Origin of the sequence: Yersinia intermedia (assembly GCF_900635455.1) — a bacterium.
GTDB classification, from domain to species: domain Bacteria; phylum Pseudomonadota; class Gammaproteobacteria; order Enterobacterales; family Enterobacteriaceae; genus Yersinia; species Yersinia intermedia.
Genome location: NZ_LR134116.1, coordinates 4,720,815 through 4,743,972, shown reverse-complemented (window position 1 = coordinate 4,743,972; position 23,158 = coordinate 4,720,815). Strand labels below are relative to the sequence as shown.

The window sequence follows — 23,158 nt, the reverse complement described above, 5'->3', positions numbered from 1 at the left end:
AGTCATTCTTTTCGCTTCCTGACCCGGCGAAGTATGTTTCGTTGTTCCCGGTCAGTGGAGGCGCATTATAGGGAGTTCCTGACAGCCTGCAACCCCTAATTTGAAAAAACTTTTCAACCGCGTTTTATTTCAGCAAAAACGGGCTAAAAGACCAATATTTAAACAATTATTAAGCTAAACATTCACTACCAGTGTTAAACAGTAGAGTAAAATAGATATATAAGAAGACAGATAGGACAAATCACCATGCAACTAAATACCCAACAACAGGCCGCCCAGCGAAATCTCTCTTATCTGCTGGCTGAGAAAATTGGTCAGCGAATTCTCGCCGGAGAATATGAAGCCGGTAGCATACTGCCTGGTGAGATAGAGTTGGGTGAGCAATTTGGTGTCAGCCGTACTGCGGTTCGGGAAGCTGTAAAGATACTGGCAGCCAAAGGGATGCTATTACCGCGCCCACGAATTGGTACTCGAGTGATGCCACAAACAAATTGGAACTACCTCGATCAGGAGTTACTCACTTGGTGGCTGAACAGAGAGAACTTCGATCAAGTGATGCAACACTTCCTTATATTAAGAACTTCACTTGAACCTCAAGCCTGTTCATTGGCAGCCATTAATGCCAATGAACAACAGCGAGCATTGTTAGCATCACTGATTGCAGAGATGCGGGCGTTAGATACCCACTTTAATCGTGAAAAATGGATTCAAGTGGATGCTCAATTTCATCAGTTAATATATGAAGCCAGTGGTAACCCGTTTTTGACCTCTTTCGCCAATTTGTTCAGTTCGGTTTATCACAGCTACTTCCGTGCCATTACCGGCGATGAAGTGATTAAGCTGCAATACCATCAGGATATTGTTGATACTATTCTGGCTGGTGACAGTCAGGGAGCGTTGCTGGCATGTCAGGTGTTATTAACAGATAAAAATTAGCGGCTAGCTGTTCTATCTCTATATAAAGAGGGTGCTCACGCTTACCCCAATAATCAGGACGGACAATGATAAAATCTGCACGCAGTATGGCGGGCCTTCCTTGGCTAGCTGCCATGGCCTTCTTTATGCAGGCTTTGGATGCCACCATACTAAATACGGCACTTCCATCAATTGCTGAAAGCCTTAACCGCTCACCACTGACCATGCAGTCAGCCATTATCAGCTATACCCTGACTGTCGCTATGTTGATTCCCGTGAGTGGTTGGCTGGCGGACCGTTTTGGTACCCGGCGGGTCTTCATTCTGGCTGTATCTCTATTTACGCTAGGGTCATTACTGTGCGCACTTTCCGATTCATTGGCTTTTCTGGTGGCCTCCCGTGTTATTCAAGGGATAGGTGGGGCAATGATGATGCCGGTGGCCAGGCTTGCGCTGATCAGGGCTTACCCACGCAGTGAATTATTGCCTGTTCTGAATTTTGTCACTATCCCAGGGTTAGTCGGCCCGGTGATGGGGCCACTATTAGGTGGATTACTGGTGACCTATACCACTTGGCATTGGATCTTTATCCTTAATATTCCTATCGGCTTACTGGGCATCTTTTATGCCCGTAAATATATGCCGGACTTCACCATGCCTAAACGTGCTTTTGATATTATCGGTTTCCTGCTATTTGGTAGCAGTTTGGTCCTGATATCCGTAAGTCTGGAGATAATGGGCCGACCGGATATCGCCAGCTATCTGCCAGTCACGGTGTTACTGAGTGGTTTATTGATGTTGCTCTTCTATATATTCCACGCCAAAGGTCATCCAAATCCATTGATTGGTTTGCCGCTATTTAAGACCCGAACATTCTCGGTCGGGATTGCCGGTAACGTGGCCTCCCGTTTAGGTACCGGGTGTGTGCCTTTTCTGATGCCACTGATGTTACAAGTCGGGTTCGGATATTCAGCCATTATTGCCGGTTGTATGATGGCCCCAACAGCCATTGGTTCGATGATGGCAAAATCTGCCGTTACTCAAGTATTACGTTCACTGGGTTATAGGACCGTATTGGTAGGTATTACGGTTATTATCGGGGTACTGATTGCGCTGTTTGCGTTGCAATCACCGGGCATGTCGCCGTGGATGATGATATTGCCGCTATTTGTCTTGGGGATGGCAATGTCGACACAGTTCACTGCGATGAATACCATCACACTGGCTGACTTAACCAATAACAATGCCAGCTCAGGTAACAGTGTTTTGGCGGTAACCCAACAACTGGCCATTAGCTTTGGCGTTGCCATTAGTGCGGTAGTATTGCGGTTTTATGATGAATTATCGTTTGGTGACAATGTCGATCACTTCCACTACACCTTTATTACTATGGGTGTAGTGACATTACTTTCATCCATGGTGTTCTTATTACTGAAACCAACTGATGGCGACAATCTAATTCAAGGCCGTAATGGCAAAAAAGCCACACAATCTGCGGAGAGTGAAGTTTAACAACTGACCACCGATCCACGCTCGATTAGCTCGGGAGTGAGAATCAGAACTTGTGGTTCCGCTTCCGGGTTATTCAATCGATGAATCAGTGTATCAATAGCCAGTTCACCAAGGGAATCTTTTGGTTGATGGATAGTGGTCAATGGCGGTGTCATATATTGTGCGAGTTCAATATCATCGTAACCAATAACCGCCATATCTTGTGGTATCGATAACCCCGCTTGATGCAATGCCTGATAAACCCCAACAGCCATTGCATCATTACTGGTAAACACCGCCTCTGGCGGTTCCGGTAGCGCAAGCAACTGTTTCATCGCGACTAAACCGCCACCAAATTCAAAATCACTGGCAACTTCATAACCGGATGGAATAGGTAACCCTGCGCGATCCATAGCCTGGCGATACCCTTCCAAACGTTCTTTGGCTGGGGTTTTATCTTGTGGGCCCGCAATACAGGCAATTCGGGTATAACCTCTGGCAATCAAATATGAGGTTGCCATTTCACCACCCAATAATGAATTATCCTGAATCACGTCATTGACCCCCTCAAAGGGTGCCCAATCCATCATAATTATCGGTAATGACGGGTAGCAACGCAGAATATCTTGAGAAGGGCGGTGATTTTCAGTGCACATCAGTAGCAGACCATCGACGCGCTTTTGCATCAGAGTTTCAATGCTGCGGCTCATGCGATCGATATCGCCTTCAGTGTTGCACAGAATCAAACTGTAACCACGTTCATAGCAACTGCGCTCCACGCCACGGACGACTTCAGCATAAAACGGGTTGCTACTGGCGGTAACCAACATACCAATGGTACGGGTTTGATTGAGTTTCAAACTACGGGCCAGCGCGGAAGGGGCATAGTTGAGCTGCTTGATAACAGCCAGTACTTTGTCGCGAATGGGGTCACTGACAAAGCGATTTTTATTAATAACATGTGAGACTGTTGACGTAGATACACCCGCCAGGCGGGCGACGTCTTTCATCGTTGCCAAAGTTATACCCGGCCTTGTAGGAAACTGTCGATCTCAGTACGCCAGGGAATGGAGGGCTGCGCACCGGGGCGGGTTACCGCGATAGCGGCCGCTGCGTGAGCAAAACGTACTGCGGAGTCCATTACCTGACCTTCCAATAACGCAGTCAATAATGCGCCATTGAATGTATCACCGGCTGCGATAGTATCTACGGCATTAACCTTGAACCCGGCAACCAATTTCCCTTTACCTTGTTCACTAAGCCATACACCACGGCTACCTAAGGTAATAATCACGGTAGCGATGCCTTTATCATGCAGAATTTGAGCTGCTTTCGCTGCGTCATCATCCTGCTCAATATGAATCCCCGTTAAACGCTCAGCTTCTGTTTCATTCGGAGTAATCATATCCACCAGCGTTAATAGCTCGTCCGGTAATTCACGAGCTGGCGCCGGATTAAGAATGACCTGCGTTTGATGCTGCTTTGCCAATTTAGCGGCAGCGATAACTGTCTCAAGTGGTGATTCCAGTTGCATCAATAATGCATCTGCATCAATAACGTGCTGCTGGTAACGACCAAGATATTCAGGTGTAACTGCTGAGTTAGCACCGGCATTGATACCAATGACGTTTTCGCCTTCACCATTCACGAAAATCAAAGCAACACCGGTTGTGGTATCTGCTATAGCCTCGATTGGCGCGGTATCAATATTATCGCTGGCTAATTGCTGACGCACCCGGTCACCAATATCATCTTCACCCACACAGGCAATAAACGCGATGTTTGCTCCGCTACGGCCAGCAGCAACCGCCTGGTTAGCACCTTTGCCACCAAACGCCACTTTATACTGCTTCCCGATCACCGTTTCACCTGGGCGCGGAAACTGCTCAACATTCAGAATATGGTCGGCATTGATGCTGCCCAAGACCACCAGTTTGCCTGTTTTCATCGTATTTATTCCTTTGTGAATGACACCGCCACCCGTAACGTTTTGTTTTCCGTTTTAGGGTAGCGGCGTTATATGCCCTGCTTTTCGATATTATTTAGTCACTAATTTCAAATCAACCGGGATAACGGCCTGCACTTTCTCGCCTTTCAATACTTTATTAGCGGTTTGCACGCCAATAACACCAATCTGGTCAGGGCGTTGAGCGATAGTTGCGCCCAGTTTGCCACCTTGAACGGCTTTAAGACCGTCGTCAGTGCCATCAAAACCAACCACTAGCACATCGGTTTTACCCGCTGTTTGTAAGGCACGCAGTGCGCCCAGCGCCATTTCGTCGTTCTGTGCAAATACAGCCTGAACATTCGGGTGAGCCGTCAGCAGGTTCTGCATCACGTTCAAACCTTTAGTACGGTCAAAATCAGCGGGTTGGCTGGCTAACAGTTGGAATTTATGTTGATCCATTGACTGTTTGAAGCCTTCACCACGTTCACGGGCAGCAGACGCCCCCGCAATCCCTTCCAACTGAATCACTTTGGCATCATTACCCAGTTTTTTGGCAATGAAATCACCGGCCATTTTGCCACCAAAACGGTTATCGGATGCAACGTGACTCACCACAGTGCCAGAGTTTGCCAAACGGTCGAGTGTGATAACGGGGATATTGGCCTTATTCGCCATTTTGACTGCGTTACCTACTGCATCAGAATCAGTTGGGTTAATCAGCAACAGTTTGGTACCGCGAACCGTCAGATCCTGCACGTTAGCCAGTTCTTTCGCTGGGTTATTTTGAGAATCCAATACCACCAGGTTGTAGCCGAGTTTATCCGCTTCTTTTTGCGCGCCGTCTTTCATTGAAACAAAGAACGGATTATTCAACGTGGAAACTACCAGTGCGATGGTGTCTTTTGCCAGTGCGTTAGCACTTACGGTGGCGCTCAGGGCAACAACAGAGATCAAGGTAGCCAGTTTCTTCATTTTCATGGTCGCAATTCCTGTGAGTAGGGAGGTTATTTGCTGCTTTTATTGTCTACCAATACCGCCAGCAGGATAACCACTGCCTTTACGATCATTTGGTAGTAAGAGGAGACACCCAATAAATTCAAACCGTTATTTAAAAAGCCGAGGATTAACGCGCCAATCAGGGTGCCAACGATCCGCCCTTTACCCCCCGCAAGACTGGTACCCCCAAGAACCACGGCTGCGATTGCATCCAGTTCATAGCCGGTACCGGCTGTAGGTTGTGCCGACGACAGGCGGGCCACTTCGATAATCCCAGCCAGTGTCGCTAACAACCCACATAATGAATAAACAATAATCTTAACTTTATCTACGCTGATACCAGAGAGCCGTGTTGCTGACTCATTGCCACCCAATGCGTAGATATAGCGGCCCAGGCGAGTGTGGTGCAACATGTACCACACAGCAACAAAGACGATAGCCATCAACCAGATTGGTGTTGGTATACCCAATGGGCGACCAATACCGAACCAGCCAAAAGTATCTGCAACATCAGTAAAACCGGTATTTACCGGGCTACCATTGGTGTAAACCATGGTAACGCCACGTAATAGCAACATCATGACCAGAGTGGCAATAAACGCTTGTACCTTGCCTTTAGCGACAATGACCCCGGTTATAGCACCAATAAATGCTCCCAGTGCCAATGCAGCGGCAACGGCAACCAAAGCATTCACTTCCAACCCAACAATAGATGCCGCCACTGCGCCTGTCAGTGCCAATAATGACCCGACAGACAAATCAATACCGGAAGTCAGGATAACCAGCGTCATCCCCACCGCCATAATGGCGTTGACGGAAGTCTGCTGGAGAATGTTAAACATGTTATTTAGGGTAAAGAAGTTCGGGCTTAGTGACGAAACCACAGCAATCAGCACCAGCAGCGCAATCAGTGATTTTTGTTCTAATAACCATTCTTTACTGAACCAGCGCTTGGTATTGATAGTTTGGGAACTCATATCTGATTACTCCTGCTCTACTCGTCATATTTCAAGCCACATGTGCGTTGGCTTCCTGCAACTCGAATTATTTAGAGTGTAAATAAATTATTTTTCAATACATCACGCTTGCCGACAGCTGCTGCCATCAACACTTCTTGGGTAGCCTGTTCAATAGAGAACTCGCCGCTTAGCTGACCTTCATGCATCACAAGAATGCGGTCACTCATGCCCAAAACTTCCGGCATTTCAGAGGAAACCAAAATGATGCTCAGCCCTTCTTGTTTGAATTGGTTGATTAACTGGTAAATTTCTTTTTTAGCCCCAACATCAACACCACGGGTAGGTTCATCAAGGATCAGCACTTTAGGCCGGGTCATTAAACCGCGTGCGATAGCCACTTTCTGCTGGTTACCACCGGATAACAAACCAATCGGTTGTTCCATGGAAGGCGTTTTAATATTAAATAAACGAATGAAATCCGATACCGCTTGCTGCTCTTCAGCGTGCTTAAGCGAACCACCTGAACGGCTGAAATAACGCAACGCAGTCAAAGACATATTTTCTTTAACTGACATTCCGAGTACTAAACCATCCCGTTTACGGTCTTCGGAAATATAGACAATGCCATTTGCCAGGCCATCTTGTGGTGAATGGGTTACAACTTCGCGGCCATCCAACATCACAAAACCTGATTTACGCGGTAGCGCGCCATAGATGATTTTCATCAGCTCGGTGCGACCAGCCCCCATCAGACCGGCAACCCCTAAAATTTCGCCACTGTATAAAGTGAAACTGACATCTTTCACGCCCGGACCGCAGAGCTGTTTGACCTGCAAACGCTTTTCACCACGGGGTATATTCAAGCGCGGGTACTGTTCTTCCAGCTTACGGCCCACCATCATCTCAATCAGTGCGTTTTCAGTCAGACTATCAACCGGTTTTTCGGCGATAAATTGCCCATCACGGAATACTGTGACGTCGTCGCAAATCTCAAAAATCTCTTTTAGCCGGTGAGAGATATAAACAATCCCGCGACCTTCCGCTTTTAGTTCTTTAATCACATTAAACAGAGAGGCGGTTTCAGTGTCGGTGAGTGCATCGGTTGGCTCATCCATAATGATCACTTTGGATTCAAAGCTCAGCACTTTGGCGATTTCCACCATTTGCTGATCACCAATGGAAAGCTCGCCCACCAGCCGATGGCTGCTGTAACTGATATTAAGGCGCGCCAGCAGTAAATCGGCTTCGGCATACATCTTTTTCCAATCGATGCCGCCAAAACGATTAACAAACTCACGCCCTAAGAAGATATTTTCTGCGATAGTTAATTGAGGGATCAGGTTAAGTTCCTGATGGATAATGCCAATGCCCGCTTCCTGCGAATCTTTTGGGCCATTAAACACCACTTCTTTACCCATAAAGTACTGGCTGCCAGCATCCTTACTGTAAATGCCGGTCAGCACTTTCATCATGGTCGATTTTCCGGCGCCATTTTCGCCTACCAGTGCCATCACCCTGCCAGGATAGACACTCAGTGCGGCACCGGAGAGTGCTTTAACGCCGGGAAAGGCTTTATCAATTCCTTTAAGTTGCAGCAAAGGTTGCATAAATGCCTCAGAAGGTTACGCCGGAGCAGAGAATGATATTAGCAAAGGGGGAACATTCCCCGCTACGGATCACTGCCCGGCTTTGTTTGGTTTGCTCTTTAAAAGCCTCATGGCTGATATAACGCAAAACAATTTGGTTTCCCTGGTGTTGCTCAAGTTGTGATAGTTGTGCGAGTAACGCTTCATGGAGTTGCGGATTATTTTTAACGATCTCCTCCGCTAAGACTGCACTTTCAACCTGCATTTCTTGCGTTACCACCTCAAGAACCTGAAGAAATCCAGGGACGCCTCGTGTCAGTGCCAGATCGATACGTGTGGTGGTTGCCGGTATTGGCAGCCCCGCATCACCTATCACAACCTGATCGGTATGACCCAGGCGGGAGATAACAGCGGAAATATCAGAATTAAGTAATGCGCCTTTTTTCATTTTCTACTCCAACAGCGAAACGTTTCGCTGATACTGAGTTTAGAAAAATAGCAGCAGAAGGCAAATCCAATTTGATAAAATTGTGATCGCCATCGAAACGTTTCGCTGCACATTGGGAAAAGAGGAATAGTAGGCACAAAAAAGGCCGTTAATCATAACGGCCTTTCAGGTTAAATCTCTACCTGCGTTCCTAGCTCGATTACCCTATTCGGTGGGATCTCAAACTGATCTGCTGCACGCAGCGCATTCCGGCTGAGCGCAATAAATAACTTACCGCGCAAGAACAGGTACCACGGCCGCTTGGTAAGGATTAGCGACTCATGGGACATAAAGAATGAGGTTTCCATCATCTGGCATGGCAAACCTTCCAGACCGCAGCGATGGAAGATTTCTTCCACATTCGGTGTTTCACGCCAACCATAACTGGCCACCACCCGCCAAAACGTCGGGGAGAGTTGCTCGATAGTAACCCGATTCACATTGTGCACATAAGGCGCATCTTCAGTTCGCAATGTCAGTAGCACAACCCGTTCATGCAACACTTTATTATGTTTAAGGTTATGCAACAGCGCGAAAGGAATGACATTCATTGCGCGCGACATATACACAGCAGTACCAGTAACCCGCACTGGGGGTGATTTCTCCAATGAAGCAATCATCGCTTCCAGTGAATTGCCGTGTTCATGCATACGACGTAGCAAACCAAAACGTTCACTTTTCCAGGTCGTCATGATGATAAACATCACCAGCCCCAGTGACACTGGTAACCAACCACCGGAGAACAATTTCAACGCATTGGCAGAGAACATCGGGACATCGATAATCAGCAAAATTACCAGTAAGGCACCGACAAATACCCGATTCCAGTGCCAGTTTTTCAATGCCACGATGCAGAATAGAATACTGGTTATCACCATGGTACCGGTTACGGCAATACCGTACGCGGCCGCCAGGTTACTGGAACGCTCGAAGCCGACAATAACCAATACCACCGCCAGATAGAGAGTCCAGTTAATGACCGGGATATATATCTGGCCAGACTCCATTTCGGAGGTATGAATAATCCGCATTGGCGGTAAATAGCCCAGGCGAACCGCCTGCCGGGTGAGCGAGAATACACCGGAAATAACCGCCTGCGAGGCAATAACGGTCGCCAGGGTTGCCAGAATTAACAGCGGAATCAATGCCCAGTCGGGGGCTAATAAGAAGAAGGGGTTTTTGATGGCTTCAGGATTTTTCAGCAATAACGCGCCCTGACCAAAATAGTTCAGTACTAATGAGGGCAAAACCACGGTAAACCAGGCTAAACGAATAGGGAATTTACCAAAATGACCCATATCTGCATATAAGGCTTCCACCCCAGTGATCGCCAGTACGACTGCACCAAGCGCATAAAACGATACGGATTTATATTCAGTAAAGAAACCTATTGCCCATTTAGGGTTCAGCGCAACCAATACTTCTGGATTCGCAATAATACTGCGTAAACCAAGCAGTGCGATCGTCAGAAACCAGACCAGCATAACGGGAGCGAATAATTTACCAACACTGCCGGTACCGTGCTTTTGAATCACAAACAGCAGGGTGAGTACCGCAATGGAGCAGGGAACAATATAGGGGTCTAACACTGGGGCTGCTATTTCTAGCCCTTCAATGGCCGACATAACTGATATTGCTGGGGTGATGACCACTTCACCATAAAAGAAACTACCGCCAATTAACCCGAGAATCACCAGTATTGAAGTGGCTCTGGAAGAGGTATGGCGCCCAGCTAAAGACATTAACGTTAAAATGCCCCCTTCGCCGGCGTTATCTGCCCGCATGACATAAGTAAGATATTTAATCGAGACTATCAGGATAAGCATCCAGAAAATCAGCGATAAAAAACCAAACACCACGTCTGGGCGGACATCAAAACCATAATGACCAGAAAAGCACTCTCTCAAGGTATAGAGCGGGCTGGTACCGATATCACCGTAAACTACCCCTATTGCTGCCAGGGTTACCGCCGATAAAGACTGTTTATGTTCTGTGGTCATAATTGATTTCTTTTTGCTAGAACATCCATAAGCTGATGCGAGCGTTTAAGAACCGTAATCGCCGGTTCTGTATTGTTTATACGCCCACCAAAAGGCGCACAGTATGCACGATTTCAATGGATTGCCTACTCTTAAATGAGGTACCGAACAGAGCGAAAATTCATCAGTGACAAATAACTGGCGATATAAAAATTCTACGAATCAACGAACTATCTTATTAATAAAACCAGCTATCCCATAAAGAAAAGATGGTTTATTCCTTTTTATCAGGTAAAAATCAATCAACTAACGGAACATGTAGAACAATTATGGCGCAATCATCACAATTAGCAGAAAGAATCTCCCGCTTAAGCAGTGCCCTTGAAAGTGGTCTGTATGAAAGACAGGAAGCTATCCGCTTATGTTTGCTGGCAGCCCTCAGTGGCGAGAGTGTCTTTTTGCTCGGCCCGCCAGGGATTGCCAAAAGCCTGATTGCCCGCCGCCTGAAATTTGCCTTCCGCAATGCCCGTGCATTTGAATATCTGATGACCCGATTTTCGACACCGGAAGAGGTGTTTGGCCCCCTATCTATTCAGGCATTGAAAGAAGAGGGGCGCTATCAACGGATGACCGGTGGTTACCTGCCAGAAGCTGAAATCGTCTTTCTGGATGAGATCTGGAAAGCGGGTCCGGCAATCCTGAACACCTTACTGACAGCGATTAATGAACGACGCTTTCGAAACGGTGATCGAGAAGACAGCATCCCCATGCGATTGCTGGTTACCGCCTCTAACGAGCTACCTGACGCTGATAGCAGCCTGGAAGCCCTTTATGACCGCATGTTGATCCGCCTATGGCTGGATCGAGTGCAAGAGAAGCAGAACTTCCGCTCACTACTGCTTAGCCGACAAAATGAAAATCATAATCCGGTGGCAGAAAATCTCAGTATCAGCGATGAAGAGTTCTATCAGTGGCAACCGCTGATCGACAAAATCGCTCTACCGGATCACTGTTTTGAGCTTATTTTTCAGTTACGTCAACGGCTAAGTTCACAAGAACAAGCCCCCTATGTTTCAGATAGGCGTTGGAAAAAAGCGCTGCGCCTGTTACAAGCCAGTGCTTTCTTTAGCGGCCGCAATGAAGTGACACCTATCGACTTAATCTTGCTGAAAGATTGCCTGTGGCATGACCTCAGTTCGCTTAAGCTGCTACAACAGCAGCTTGAACAGTTATTAACTGAGCAGGGATATCAACAGCAAAGCCTGTTAATGAAACTACAGCATATTCAGGGCCAATGGTTACAGCACCAACAACAGCAGAGTGACCATCAGGCGCTAACGGTTGTTAAGCAAAGCGGTATGTTCAGTCGCAAACCCCAATATGCTCTGCCAGATAACCTAACCGACAGTACGTTGACACTATTACTGCAAAAACCGCTCAGCCTGCATGATATTCAGGTCAACCATTTACAAATAGAGAAAGATGCCCTCACTCAATGGTTAAGCAAAGGAGGGAGTTTACGCGCTAAATTAAATGGTGTCGGTTATGCCCAATCCATTGATGCAGAAATTGATGATCAATTACATATCACAATACTGGATATCAGCCGCCAACCCTCCACACTGTCACAACCGGGTGCGGCCACGGCCACTATTCCCCCAGAATTGCTGGTGGAATTAACCACAGTAGAAAATAACCTTGCCGAACAGCGACGGCTATTCAATCAACACCAGCCATGTTTGTTTACCCCATCTTCGTGGCTTGCAAAAGTCGAAGCCAGCTTGTTGCAGGTAGTGGAACAACTAAAGCAACAACAACAGAAAATGCGCGGACACTGACAGATGCTCAGCCTGGCGACATTGGATATGCTGCTATCAATAAGTGAAGGTGAGCTTATTGAAGATATGATGATAGGGTTATTAGCCTCTCCTCAATTAGTGCTATTTTTCGAAAAATTCCCGCGAATTAAGCGGGCGCTAATGAAGGATATTCCCGGTTGGAAACAAAACTTACAACAGCGTATCCGCGAGGCTAAAGTCCCTCTGGGTCTGGCAAATGAATTTTCTCTATACCAGCAAAGCCAGTTGGAAAGTAGCCAGCTATTTTATGCGCATCTGCCAGATATCGTGACTCAGTTACAGCAATTGCACTCGCCCTTTGCTTCACAAGCCAATACATTGCTGCAAACTGCCGATTTAGCCAGGCATCCCCAAATCGGCGATAGCTTGCAAACCCTATTTTTACAGCGCTGGCGTGTCAGCTTAACGTTACAAACCATCACTATTCATCACCAATTACTTGAGCAAGAACGGGAACAGCTTCTGGCTGAATTACAGCAAAGATTAGCACTCAGTGGAGCATTAGAGCCTGTACTGGCAACCAATGACGGAGCAGCGGGCCGGCTTTGGGATATGAGTCAGAGCCACTTACAGCGCGGTGATTATCAATTGCTGCTGCAATACGGTGACTTTCTGCAACGACAGCCTGAATTACAACAACTGGCCGAGCAATTGGGTCGTAGCCGTTCAGCAAAAGCACAACCGACACCAGATGCTCGCTACGAACCTTATACTGTCATGGTCCGCCAACCCGATACGGTGCCAGAAGAGGTCAGTGGCATTCATCAAAGCAATGATATTTTGCGATTGCTCCCAACAGAACTGGTGATGTTAGGGATGAGCGAGCTGGAATTTGAGTTTTATCGCCGCTTACTGGAGCGCCGCTTACTCACTTACCGTTTGCAGGGTGACAACTGGCAAGAGAAAACCTTACAGCGCCCGGTCAGTCTTAAAAGCCATGATGAACACCCTCGCGGCCCTTTTATCGTCTGTGTCGATACCTCAGGTTCCATGGGGGGGTTTAACGAGCAATGTGCCAAGGCATTTTGTTTGGCTCTGCTTCGAATTGCGCTGGCAGATAACCGCCGCTGCTACATCATGCTATTTGCCACTGAAATCATTCACTACGAATTATCTGCTGCCAGTGGCATTGAGCAGGCGATTCGTTTTCTCAGCCAGCATTTTCGTGGTGGCACCGATCTGGCCGCGTGCTTAGCCAGCACATTAAACAAAATGGAAGATAGAGAATGGTATGACGCAGATGCGGTGATCATTTCAGATTTTATTGCCCAGCGTTTACCAGACGAATTAGTCAGAAAGATTAAAATCCAGCAGCAGGCTCATCAGCACCGTTTTCATGCTGTTGCCATGTCAGCGTATGGTAAGCCCGGTATCATGCGTATTTTCGATCATATCTGGCGTTTTGATACTGGTCTAAAAAGCCGCTTGATGCGCCGCTGGAAGCGCTAGTTAAGCAGGCCGGCACCGACGTTTATCGACAACCCCAATATCGTCATATTAAAGATAAACGATAACACTGACTGCAAGAGCACTACGCGGCGGATATCTGACGTGCCCGTAGAAACATCGGCAGTTTGGCAAGCCACACCAATGGTAAATGAGAAATAAAGGAAATCCCAATAGGAAGGCGTGGTTATCTCTTTGGGGAAGAGTAACGGTAGAACCGTTTCTGATTTATCACGGCGCATATAAAACAAATGTGCGTAGTGCATAGTAAAAGCCGTGGATAATAATAACCATGAAACCAATAACGTCAGCCCTGTCAGGACCAAATGGAACACCTTGGCTGATCCAGAGAGCTGATTCGCGGTGCTCAATTCAAATAAAATAACCAGAATACTGGCCAGACACGCCATGCTGACAATACTCAACACCATGCTGGCACTTTCATCTTGCACCCTGGCTATTTTGCTGATTTTCGTCGAATCAGTGCGTAATAATTGCAACCATAAGAACAGTAAATAAAGCCAGGCGGAAACATTCCAACTCACCATCAGGCATAACATTACCGCGTAATGCGTTGGCAGCAGGAAATAAGTGACAACACCCGCGCCAACCGAAAACAACAATCGTGGCCGAGCGTGTAAATAGTGCTTTATAGGATGAAAAAGGGCCATGACATCAACAACCTTGCATATAGTTATATTTAAAATATTTATATATCACTACAGCATAGATTAAAAACTCGCGCTGGCGGTTGCAACCTTCGCGAGTGAAGGGGATTAATATATAACCAAACTAATGGGTGTTGCAGGTAAACACCTGCAACATCAAGTATAAAGGGGATTTACAGCAGGCCTTCAACCTTCTCGCTAATTTCTGGCCCCCATACGCCACATTGAACCTGACCAATATGTTGCTGTTGCAGCAATAACATCACTAAACGAGACTGGCCGATACCACCACCGATAGTTTGCGGCATTTCACCACTCAGCAAGGATTGGTGCCATTCCAGTTTCAAACGATCTTCATCAGAAGTCAGTGCTAACTGGCGTTTAAGCGCCTCTGCATCAACACGGATCCCCATGGATGAGATTTCAAAAGCGTCCTCAAGAACAGGGTTCCAGACAATAATGTCGCCGTTCAAACCCGCAAAACCTTCAGCACTCGGTGACGTCCAGTCATCATAATCTGGTGCTCGCACATCATGAGATTTACCGTCAGCTAATTTACCACCGATGCCAATCAGGAATACCGCACCCAACTCTTTAGCTATCGCCCGTTCGCGGCCTTTGGCATCCAGGTCAGGGAAACGCGCGCGCAGGCTTTCGCTGTGGATAAACTGAATATTCTCTGGCAGGAATGGTTTCACACCAAATTCAGCACTGATCGCCACTTCAGTTTCTTTAATAGCAGTATAAATCTTGTTAACAGTGGATTTCAGATAAGCCAGGTTGCGTTCACCATCGCCCATCACGCGTTCCCAATCCCACTGATCAACATACACAGAATGAATAGCACTCAGGCGATCTTCATCAGGGCGCAGTGCTTTCATATGAGTATATATCCCTTGGTCAGCACCAAAATCAAAGCGGCCCAAGGTTTTGCGTTTCCATTTAGCTAATGAATGAACGACTTCAAAAGTTGCATCCGGCAATGTTTTCACTTTTACCTGAACAGCTTTCTCTGAACCCGAAAGGTTATCTTGAGTGCCATCACCTACACGGCTCAGGATCGGTGCCTGTACTTCAATCAGACCTAATTGTTGTTCTAATTGACGGGAAAAGAATGATTTTACGAAGCTGATTTGTTGTTGTTTTTGGATAAATTGTTTTTTCATTGCCGTTTTCTCGATTCGTTATTATTGATTATGCTAATCAGGTTATGCCATCTGGCTTGACATCGATTAAGCAACAGAATGAGGGTTAAATTCAATATCCAACAAACAATATTGCCTTTTCACTTTTAATCATTCATTTTTATGCAGCTATAATTCAATAATCGATAAAAAAAAGGGGCTAATATGGGTGAAATTTATCAAATCGATAATCTCGATCGCGGCATCTTGAACGCATTAATGGAAAATGCACGCACACCTTATGCTGAATTGGCGAAAAATTTTGGTGTTAGCCCAGGGACAATTCATGTGCGGGTGGAGAAAATGCGCCAGGCAGGGATCATTACAGCGGCTTGTGTTCACGTTAATCCCAAAAAACTCGGGTATGACGTGTGTTGTTTTATCGGCATTATCTTGAAAAGTGCCAAAGACTACCCTTCAGCACTAAAAAAACTGGAAAGTTTAGAAGAAGTTGTAGAAGCCTATTACACCACCGGCCACTACAGCATTTTTATTAAAGTGATGTGTAAGTCAATAGATGCACTCCAGCAGGTACTTATCAACAAGATCCAGACTATCGATGAGATCCAGTCAACAGAGACGCTAATATCCCTGCAAAACCCCATCATGCGTACCATTGTGCCTTAAGCACTAAATAACTATATCCACATTATCCACAGGTAGATCCCAGCTCATTCACAGCGTACAATACCGGCTCTTTACTTCGGTTGGGTTCTTTATGGCTGACATTACCTTGATCAGTGGCAGTACACTCGGCAGCGCTGAATATGTTGCTGAACATTTAGCTGAGAAATTAGAAGAAGCGGGTTTTTCTACAGAGACACTGCATGGCCCTGAATTAGACGAGCTTACGCTTGAGGGTACGTGGTTAATAGTTACATCAACCCACGGTGCGGGTGACCTCCCTGATAACCTTCAACCATTATTAGAACAAATCGAACAACAGAAGCCTGATCTTTCTCAAGTGCACTTTGGTGCTGTTGGTTTGGGTAGTTCAGAATATGACACTTTCTGCGGTGCCGTGAGAGCATTGGATCAACAATTGATCGCACAAGGTGCCAAACGTTTGGGTGATATTTTAGAAATTGACGTCATCCAACATGAAATTCCCGAGGATCCGGCAGAGGTTTGGGTCAAAAATTGGATTAATTTGCTCTAATTTGATTAAAGATCGCGCGAACGAATGTGGATAAGTATGCTTAAAAGCAGGGTAAAACCGGTACATATCCACATAACAACCTTGGTACCCCAAAGTGCCTGTGCATAACATGCCATTTAGATCCCAGCTTATACGCAATAGGATCACCGATCATTCACAGCAAACGATCTTCCTTAAAACTATGATCTTACATGTGAATAATCACTTATCCACAGAGGATCATGATCCTAATAAGAGATCTAATAAAGAGATCTTTAAATAAAAAGATCTTCTTTTAATTAAGGGGGATCCTAAGCCGCTTGGTCGATCGTCTAAACTTGAGTAGAATCCCCCACCCCAGGGCAAACACAGAAATTCGCATAACGGCGAGGTGCAGTACCATGTTTTATCCAGATCAATTTGACGTCATCATCATTGGTGGTGGCCATGCCGGCACGGAAGCTGCAATGGCAGCGGCACGCATGGGACGTCAGACCTTATTGCTGACGCACAACATCGACACACTGGGACAAATGTCTTGTAACCCAGCGATTGGCGGTATCGGTAAGGGACATTTGGTCAAAGAGATCGATGCTCTGGGTGGCCTGATGGCTATGGCAACTGACCAAGCCGGGATTCAGTTTAGGATACTAAACGCCAGCAAAGGGCCAGCAGTAAGAGCGACTCGAGCTCAGGCTGACCGTGTGCTGTATCGCCAGGCAGTACGTACCGCATTGGAAAACCAGCCAAATCTGATGATCTTTCAACAGCCAGTTGAAGATCTGATTGTTGAAAATGATCGCGTTGTGGGTGCAGTCACCCAAATGGGTCTGAAATTCCGTGCGAAAGCGGTGGTATTAACCGTTGGTACTTTCCTTGACGGAAAAATTCATATCGGCCTTCAGAACTACAGCGGTGGCCGTGCTGGTGATCCGCCATCAATCTCATTGTCACAGCGTTTACGTGAATTACCCCTGCGCGTTAATCGCCTTAAGACCGGTACTCCACCACGTATTGATGCGCGAACCATTGATTTTAGCCAACTGGCACCTCAACTGGGTGATACGCCAATTCCAGTATTTTCATTCTTGGGTAATGCTAGCCAGCATCCAGAACAAATGGCTTGTCATATCACCTACACCAATGAAAAAACCCATGAAGTGATCCGCAATAATTTGGATCGTAGCCCAATGTATGCCGGGATCATTGAAGGGATCGGGCCACGCTACTGTCCATCGATCGAAGACAAAGTCATGCGTTTCGCCGATCGTAATTCACACCAGATCTTCCTCGAACCGGAAGGTTTGACCAGTAATGAGATCTATCCGAACGGTATTTCAACCAGCCTGCCTTTCGATGTACAGATGCAAATCGTCCGCTCAATGAAAGGGCTGGAAAATGCCCGTATCGTTCGACCTGGTTATGCCATCGAATATGATTTCTTTGACCCACGTGATTTGAAACCGACTTTGGAAAGCAAATATATCCACGGTCTGTTCTTTGCTGGGCAAATCAATGGCACCACCGGCTATGAAGAAGCAGCAGCTCAAGGGCTGCTTGCAGGGCTTAATGCGGGCCGTTTCGCTAACGATGACGATGGATGGTCACCTCGCCGTGATGAAGCTTACCTTGGCGTGCTGGTGGACGATTTAAGCACCCTTGGTACCAAAGAACCGTATCGCATGTTTACCTCTCGCGCAGAGTATCGCTTGATGCTGCGTGAAGATAACGCGGATCTGCGCTTGACTGAGATGGGCCGTAAATTGGGGCTGGTTGACGATGCTCGTTGGGCACATTTCAGCAAGAAAATTGAACAAATTGAAAAAGAACGTCAACGTCTGCGTGATATATGGGTACATCCGCACTCTGAAAATGTTGATGAGATCAACGCATTACTGAAAGCGCCTTTGTCTAAAGAGGCCAATGGTGAAGAATTACTGCGTCGGCCTGAAATTGACTATCGTTTGCTGACAACCTTACCCTCTTTTGGCCCAGCATTAACGGATCCACAAGCGGCGGATCAGGTTGAAATTCAGGTTAAATATGAAGGGTATATTGCCCGTCAGCAGGAAGAAATTGAAAAACAACTGCGCAATGAGAATACTCTCCTGCCAACAGATCTTGATTACCATCAGGTGTCAGGTTTATCGAACGAAGTTATCGCTAAACTGAATGATCACAAACCTAACTCAATCGGACAAGCCTCGCGAATTTCGGGTATTACCCCTGCGGCAATTTCTATTTTGTTGGTTTGGCTGAAAAAACAAGGGTTGTTACGCCGTAGTGCCTAACAACGGGATTTGCCTGCGCTGCGAAGGGATAAGCGGTGCAGGTAAGTTCTTCTTTGCCTTCTGGTCACAACTAGCTATTCAAACCACTGCCAAGCTAGATTATCATTCCTCATCTCGGCCCTTTTTATGCTGACTGCACGAGTTTAGTCAGAGGATATTGTTGTGTTAAAAAAATTAGATTCCCTGCTAAACACCGCAGGTATTGTATTACCCGATCAGCAAAAATTGCAGTTGATAGGCTATGTAGAACTGCTGCATAAGTGGAACAAAGCTTACAATCTGACTTCAGTTCGTGATCCGCAACAAATGCTGGTACGACATATTCTGGACAGCATTGTGGTTAACCCATATTTGCAAGGTGACCGGTTTATTGATGTGGGTACTGGCCCTGGGCTTCCTGGGATACCGCTAGCAATTGTGCGGCCTACTGCGCACTTTACGTTGCTAGATAGCTTGGGTAAACGTGTACGCTTCTTGCGTCAGGTACAGCACGAACTGGGTTTAAATAATATTGAGCCAGTGCAAAGCCGAGTTGAGGACTTTGCCGCAAAACCGCCATTTGATGGTGTAATAAGCCGTGCATTTGCATCCCTACAAGATATGCTGTCCTGGTGCCACCATTTGCCAGCCAAGTCTGAAGGGCGCTTTTATGCGCTTAAAGGGGTGAGACCGGACGATGAATTAGCCGTGTTGCCTGAGGGCATTGTCCTTGAATCGGTTGTGCGATTCCAGGTGCCAGAGTTGGAAGGCGAGCGTCATTTGGTCATTCTTAAGTCAAACTAACTTTGTTATTTATCAAAAAAATGTAATAAATCCTTAGCAGGTGGTAGGAAAATTATCGTATTTATTATTTTTAATATCGGTAAGTATTTCTTCGCGTAGTACCCTATGGTCTGATTATATTTTACGTATTGTTTACAAAAACAGCGGCAATGGATGACATAACTATATTGAGAGCTGGCAAATAGTTACTTTAGTCATTACCTTAACGGCTTGATATGCTCTTTTTATGTAGACGAAGTGTTGCCTGATTATTATCTGAAATGTCAACGGGAAGTTTTTACTAAGTAGATAACTTGTTTGATAATAGTTTAATTTTAACATTATGATTTATAAAAGTTTTTAATGGCTCTTTTCGTTAAAGACAAACCGAAGCTTTATGGGATATAAATCAGTTTGTTTTAAGTTTTGTGATCAGTTGCACGCTTTATTGATAATGGTTGGAATCGTCAGACAATTAAATGGGGGCTTTATTCCGAGGCTTTTCTTGTGAAAATAGTCCGAAAGAAGAAAATTTAAATAATTGTTCACCTTTTCGCTACTTATCGATTGAATTCGTTTGAGTGGCCCGTATAATTTGCTCGTTTTTTGCTGCTTGACTCAATGGGGTAAAAGGCAGTTTTATACCTCACTCAGCATACCCTTAGTGTGGTTCGGAGAGAACAAACGTCATGCCTGTATCCCTTTACAGTGGGAAAATCGCACGAAAGCTGCTGTTTTTGCAGTTAATGACTTTTGTTGTTCTCAGTGCTGCTTTTGGCTTTAAAAGCCTGGAATGGAGTGCTTCTGCTCTGGCAGGAGGATTGGCAGCCTGGTTGCCCAGTGCCATGTTTATGCTGTTTGCTTGCCGCCATCAGGCAAAAACAGCAGCTCCGGGTCGTGTTGCGTGGTCGTTTGCCATTGGCGAAGGGTTAAAAGTTATCGTGACGATAATTTTGCTGATTGTGGCTCTGGGGCTGTTTAAAGCAGCGTTTGCGCCACTCGGTTTAACCTATTTAGCGGTGCTGATTGTGCAGATATTGGCACCGGCCGTGATTAGCGGCTACCGTACTTAACAGTTATCGTATTTAACGGTCACCGTATTTAACTACAAAAAGGGTAAGAGGCATCATGTCTGCATCAGGAGAAATCTCTACTCCAAGGGACTACATAGGTCACCACCTGAATAACCTTCAGTTGGACCTGCGTACCTTTGAGTTGGTCAATCCCCACTCACCTGGCCCTGCAACGTTCTGGACGTTGAACATTGACTCTTTGTTCTTCTCTGTCGTGCTGGGGTTAGCTTTTCTGTTTGTGTTCCGCAAAGTTGCGGCAGGTGCCACCAGTGGCGTGCCTGGCAAATTGCAGACTGCTGTTGAGTTAATTATCGGTTTTGTCGATAACAGCGTGCGGGATATGTACCACGGCAAAAGTAAAGTCATCGCACCATTAGCCCTGACCGTGTTTGTTTGGGTTTTATTGATGAACATGATGGACTTACTGCCAATCGATTTACTGCCTTACATCGGTGAACATGTCTTTGGGTTACCTGCATTGCGCGTGGTACCTACTGCGGACGTGAGTATTACCTTGTCCATGGCATTGGGTGTCTTCATCCTGATTCTGTTCTATAGCATCAAAATGAAAGGTGTAGGCGGCTTCGTAAAAGAACTCACGATGCAGCCGTTCAATCACCCGATATTTATTCCAGTTAACTTAATTCTGGAAGGTGTCAGCCTGCTGTCCAAACCTGTTTCACTCGGTTTGCGACTGTTCGGCAACATGTATGCGGGTGAGTTGATCTTCATCCTTATCGCTGGTCTGTTGCCGTGGTGGTCACAGTGGATGCTCAGTTTACCTTGGGCTATCTTCCACATACTGATTATCACGTTACAAGCCTTTATCTTCATGGTTCTGACGATTGTCTATCTGTCGATGGCGTCTGAAGAGCACTGATTTTCTTAATATACCTAAATAATTCGAGTTGCAGGAAGGCGGCAACTGAGTAAATCCCGAGGAGTTTACATAGGTAAGTGACTGGGGTGAACGAAGGAAGCCAACGCACAGGTAGCTTGAAGTATGATGTGTATAACACTACTGCGTTTAACTGAAATAATTGGAGACTGTCATGGAAAACCTGAATATGGATCTGCTGTACATGGCTGCCGCTATAATGATGGGTTTAGCGGCAATCGGTGCTGCGATCGGTATCGGCATCCTGGGTGGTAAATTTTTGGAAGGCGCTGCACGTCAGCCTGACCTGATTCCTCTGCTACGTACACAGTTCTTTATCGTCATGGGTCTGGTTGACGCCATCCCTATGATCGCTGTTGGTCTGGGTCTGTACGTGATGTTTGCTGTCGCGTAAGTAGAGTTTTCTCTACTGTGAACTACACCAAACTATTAACTTTTAAAGAGGCATTGTGCTGTGAATCTTAACGCAACAATCCTCGGCCAGGCCATCGCGTTTGTCCTGTTTGTCCTGTTTTGTATGAAGTATATATGGCCGCCGATTATGGCTGCCATCGAGAAGCGTCAAAAAGAAATTGCTGACGGTCTCTCTTCTGCAGAGCGCGCCAAAAAAGATTTGGACTTAGCGCAAGCCAATGCGACCGACCAACTGAAGAAGGCCAAAGCAGAAGCACAGGTGATCATTGAGCAGGCAAGTAAACGCAAAGCTCAGATCCTTGATGAAGCTAAAACTGAAGCTGAACAGGAACGTAACAAAATCGTGGCGCAAGCGCAGGCAGAGATCGACGCCGAACGTAAGCGTGCTCGTGAAGAGTTGCGTAAGCAAGTCGCGATGTTGGCTATAGCTGGCGCCGAGAAGATCATCGAACGTTCCGTGGATGAAGCTGCTAACAGCGACATCGTTGATAAACTGGTCGCTGAACTGTAAGGAGGGAGGGGCTGATGTCTGAATTTGTAACTGTAGCTCGCCCCTACGCCAAAGCAGCTTTTGACTTTGCTGTTGAGCACCAGGCGGTTGATCGTTGGCAGGATATGCTAGCGTTTACTGCCCAAGTGACGCGCAATGAACAGATCGCTGAATTGCTTTCCGGTGCTGTTGCACCAGAAACAATGTCTAAGACGTTTATTGCAGTCTGTGGTGATCAGCTCGATGAATCCGCACAGAACTTCATTCGAGTTATGGCGGAGAATGGCCGTTTACTGGTTCTTCCTGAGGTGCTACAGCAGTTTATTCAACTGCGTGCCTCGCTGGAGTCGACCGTCGACGTCGAAGTGAGCTCTGCGAGCCCACTGAAAGACGAACAGCTGGCTAAAATTGCTGCTGCGATGGAAAAACGTCTATCACGCAAAGTTAAGCTGAATTGCAAAATCGATAAGTCCGTAATGGCCGGCGTAGTAATACGTGCAGGCGATATGGTGATAGATGGCAGCGTTCGCGGTCGTCTAGAACGCCTGGCGGACGTCTTGCAGTCTTAAGGGGAC

The 23,158-nt window shown here is 46.4% G+C and carries 22 protein-coding genes; 13 read left to right on the top strand and 9 right to left on the bottom strand.

Annotation, left to right across the window (positions count from 1 at the left end; all coding sequences use genetic code 11):
* The first annotated feature begins 246 nt into the window (after positions 1-246).
* Complete coding sequence (locus EL015_RS21605; protein ID WP_005192834.1) at positions 247-936, top strand: FadR/GntR family transcriptional regulator; 690 nt, start codon at positions 247-249, stop codon at positions 934-936.
* 65 nt (positions 937-1,001) lie between these two features.
* Complete coding sequence (mdtD, locus tag EL015_RS21600; RefSeq protein WP_005192836.1) at positions 1,002-2,426, top strand: multidrug transporter subunit MdtD; 1,425 nt, start codon at positions 1,002-1,004, stop codon at positions 2,424-2,426.
* Here the strand turns inward: mdtD and rbsR are convergent.
* The 7 genes from rbsR to kup all read right to left on the bottom strand — a co-directional run bounded on the left by rbsR (position 2,423) and on the right by kup (position 10,381).
* Positions 2,423-3,424: a ribose operon transcriptional repressor RbsR gene (gene rbsR / locus EL015_RS21595; RefSeq protein WP_032907976.1), complete on the bottom strand. Its 1,002-nt coding sequence runs from the start codon at positions 3,422-3,424 to the stop codon at positions 2,423-2,425. The two genes, mdtD and rbsR, sit on opposite strands and share 4 nt — an antisense overlap.
* A 2-nt stretch (positions 3,425-3,426) precedes the next feature.
* Positions 3,427-4,353 carry a ribokinase gene (rbsK, locus tag EL015_RS21590; RefSeq protein ID WP_005192840.1) on the bottom strand — a complete coding sequence of 309 codons (927 nt, stop codon included), beginning with the start codon at positions 4,351-4,353 and terminating at the stop codon, positions 3,427-3,429.
* 90 nt (positions 4,354-4,443) lie between these two features.
* Positions 4,444-5,331, bottom strand: a complete 888-nt coding sequence (gene rbsB / locus EL015_RS21585) for a ribose ABC transporter substrate-binding protein RbsB (RefSeq protein WP_005192843.1) — start codon at positions 5,329-5,331, stop codon at positions 4,444-4,446.
* A 26-nt stretch (positions 5,332-5,357) separates the two neighbouring features.
* Complete coding sequence (rbsC, locus tag EL015_RS21580) at positions 5,358-6,326, bottom strand: ribose ABC transporter permease (protein WP_005192846.1); 969 nt, start codon at positions 6,324-6,326, stop codon at positions 5,358-5,360.
* Between the two features lie 71 nt (positions 6,327-6,397).
* On the bottom strand, positions 6,398-7,915 hold the full coding sequence (rbsA, locus tag EL015_RS21575; protein WP_005192850.1) for a ribose ABC transporter ATP-binding protein RbsA: 1,518 nt from the start codon (positions 7,913-7,915) through the stop codon (positions 6,398-6,400).
* A 7-nt stretch (positions 7,916-7,922) separates the two neighbouring features.
* Entirely contained in the window at positions 7,923-8,342 is a 420-nt protein-coding gene (rbsD, locus tag EL015_RS21570; RefSeq protein WP_005192852.1) for a D-ribose pyranase, read from the bottom strand.
* Between the two features lie 170 nt (positions 8,343-8,512).
* Positions 8,513-10,381: a low affinity potassium transporter Kup gene (kup, locus tag EL015_RS21565; RefSeq protein WP_005192855.1), complete on the bottom strand. Its 1,869-nt coding sequence runs from the start codon at positions 10,379-10,381 to the stop codon at positions 8,513-8,515.
* A 308-nt stretch (positions 10,382-10,689) separates the two neighbouring features.
* Between kup and ravA the strand changes: the two genes are divergently transcribed.
* Positions 10,690-12,198: an ATPase RavA gene (ravA, locus tag EL015_RS21560; protein ID WP_005192858.1), complete on the top strand. Its 1,509-nt coding sequence runs from the start codon at positions 10,690-10,692 to the stop codon at positions 12,196-12,198.
* A gap of 3 nt (positions 12,199-12,201) precedes the next feature.
* Complete coding sequence (viaA, locus tag EL015_RS21555) at positions 12,202-13,668, top strand: ATPase RavA stimulator ViaA (protein WP_005192861.1); 1,467 nt, start codon at positions 12,202-12,204, stop codon at positions 13,666-13,668.
* On the opposite strand, the gene EL015_RS21550 is transcribed toward viaA, so the two are convergent.
* The gene (locus tag EL015_RS21550) at positions 13,665-14,336 is read right to left on the bottom strand and encodes a DUF1345 domain-containing protein (RefSeq protein ID WP_032907977.1); all 672 of its coding nucleotides are present in this window, start codon (positions 14,334-14,336) and stop codon (positions 13,665-13,667) included. The two genes, viaA and EL015_RS21550, sit on opposite strands and share 4 nt — an antisense overlap.
* A gap of 170 nt (positions 14,337-14,506) precedes the next feature.
* Positions 14,507-15,499, bottom strand: coding sequence for an aspartate--ammonia ligase (gene asnA, locus EL015_RS21545; protein WP_005192864.1), 993 nt, complete (start codon positions 15,497-15,499; stop codon positions 14,507-14,509).
* Positions 15,500-15,682: 183 nt separating this feature from the next.
* Here asnA and asnC point away from each other — a divergent pair, with 183 nt between their 5' ends.
* From asnC to atpH, 9 genes are all read left to right on the top strand, one after another.
* Positions 15,683-16,144, top strand: coding sequence for a transcriptional regulator AsnC (asnC, locus tag EL015_RS21540; protein ID WP_005192867.1), 462 nt, complete (start codon positions 15,683-15,685; stop codon positions 16,142-16,144).
* A gap of 91 nt (positions 16,145-16,235) precedes the next feature.
* The gene (mioC, locus tag EL015_RS21535; protein ID WP_005192870.1) at positions 16,236-16,676 is read left to right on the top strand and encodes an FMN-binding protein MioC; all 441 of its coding nucleotides are present in this window, start codon (positions 16,236-16,238) and stop codon (positions 16,674-16,676) included.
* Between the two features lie 380 nt (positions 16,677-17,056).
* The gene (mnmG, locus tag EL015_RS21530) at positions 17,057-18,946 is read left to right on the top strand and encodes a tRNA uridine-5-carboxymethylaminomethyl(34) synthesis enzyme MnmG (protein ID WP_005192873.1); all 1,890 of its coding nucleotides are present in this window, start codon (positions 17,057-17,059) and stop codon (positions 18,944-18,946) included.
* A 162-nt stretch (positions 18,947-19,108) separates the two neighbouring features.
* On the top strand, positions 19,109-19,729 hold the full coding sequence (gene rsmG, locus EL015_RS21525; protein WP_005192877.1) for a 16S rRNA (guanine(527)-N(7))-methyltransferase RsmG: 621 nt from the start codon (positions 19,109-19,111) through the stop codon (positions 19,727-19,729).
* Positions 19,730-20,397: 668 nt separating this feature from the next.
* The gene (gene atpI / locus EL015_RS21520) at positions 20,398-20,781 is read left to right on the top strand and encodes a F0F1 ATP synthase subunit I (RefSeq protein ID WP_032907978.1); all 384 of its coding nucleotides are present in this window, start codon (positions 20,398-20,400) and stop codon (positions 20,779-20,781) included.
* Between the two features lie 55 nt (positions 20,782-20,836).
* The gene (atpB, locus tag EL015_RS21515; protein WP_005161179.1) at positions 20,837-21,661 is read left to right on the top strand and encodes a F0F1 ATP synthase subunit A; all 825 of its coding nucleotides are present in this window, start codon (positions 20,837-20,839) and stop codon (positions 21,659-21,661) included.
* A gap of 172 nt (positions 21,662-21,833) precedes the next feature.
* A complete protein-coding gene (gene atpE, locus EL015_RS21510; RefSeq protein ID WP_004393045.1) occupies positions 21,834-22,073 on the top strand; it encodes a F0F1 ATP synthase subunit C in 240 nt (79 codons plus the stop codon).
* Positions 22,074-22,133: 60 nt separating this feature from the next.
* On the top strand, positions 22,134-22,604 hold the full coding sequence (atpF, locus tag EL015_RS21505) for a F0F1 ATP synthase subunit B (RefSeq protein ID WP_005186686.1): 471 nt from the start codon (positions 22,134-22,136) through the stop codon (positions 22,602-22,604).
* 14 nt (positions 22,605-22,618) lie between these two features.
* Complete coding sequence (atpH, locus tag EL015_RS21500) at positions 22,619-23,152, top strand: F0F1 ATP synthase subunit delta (protein ID WP_005186689.1); 534 nt, start codon at positions 22,619-22,621, stop codon at positions 23,150-23,152.
* The last annotated feature ends 6 nt before the right edge of the window (positions 23,153-23,158 follow it).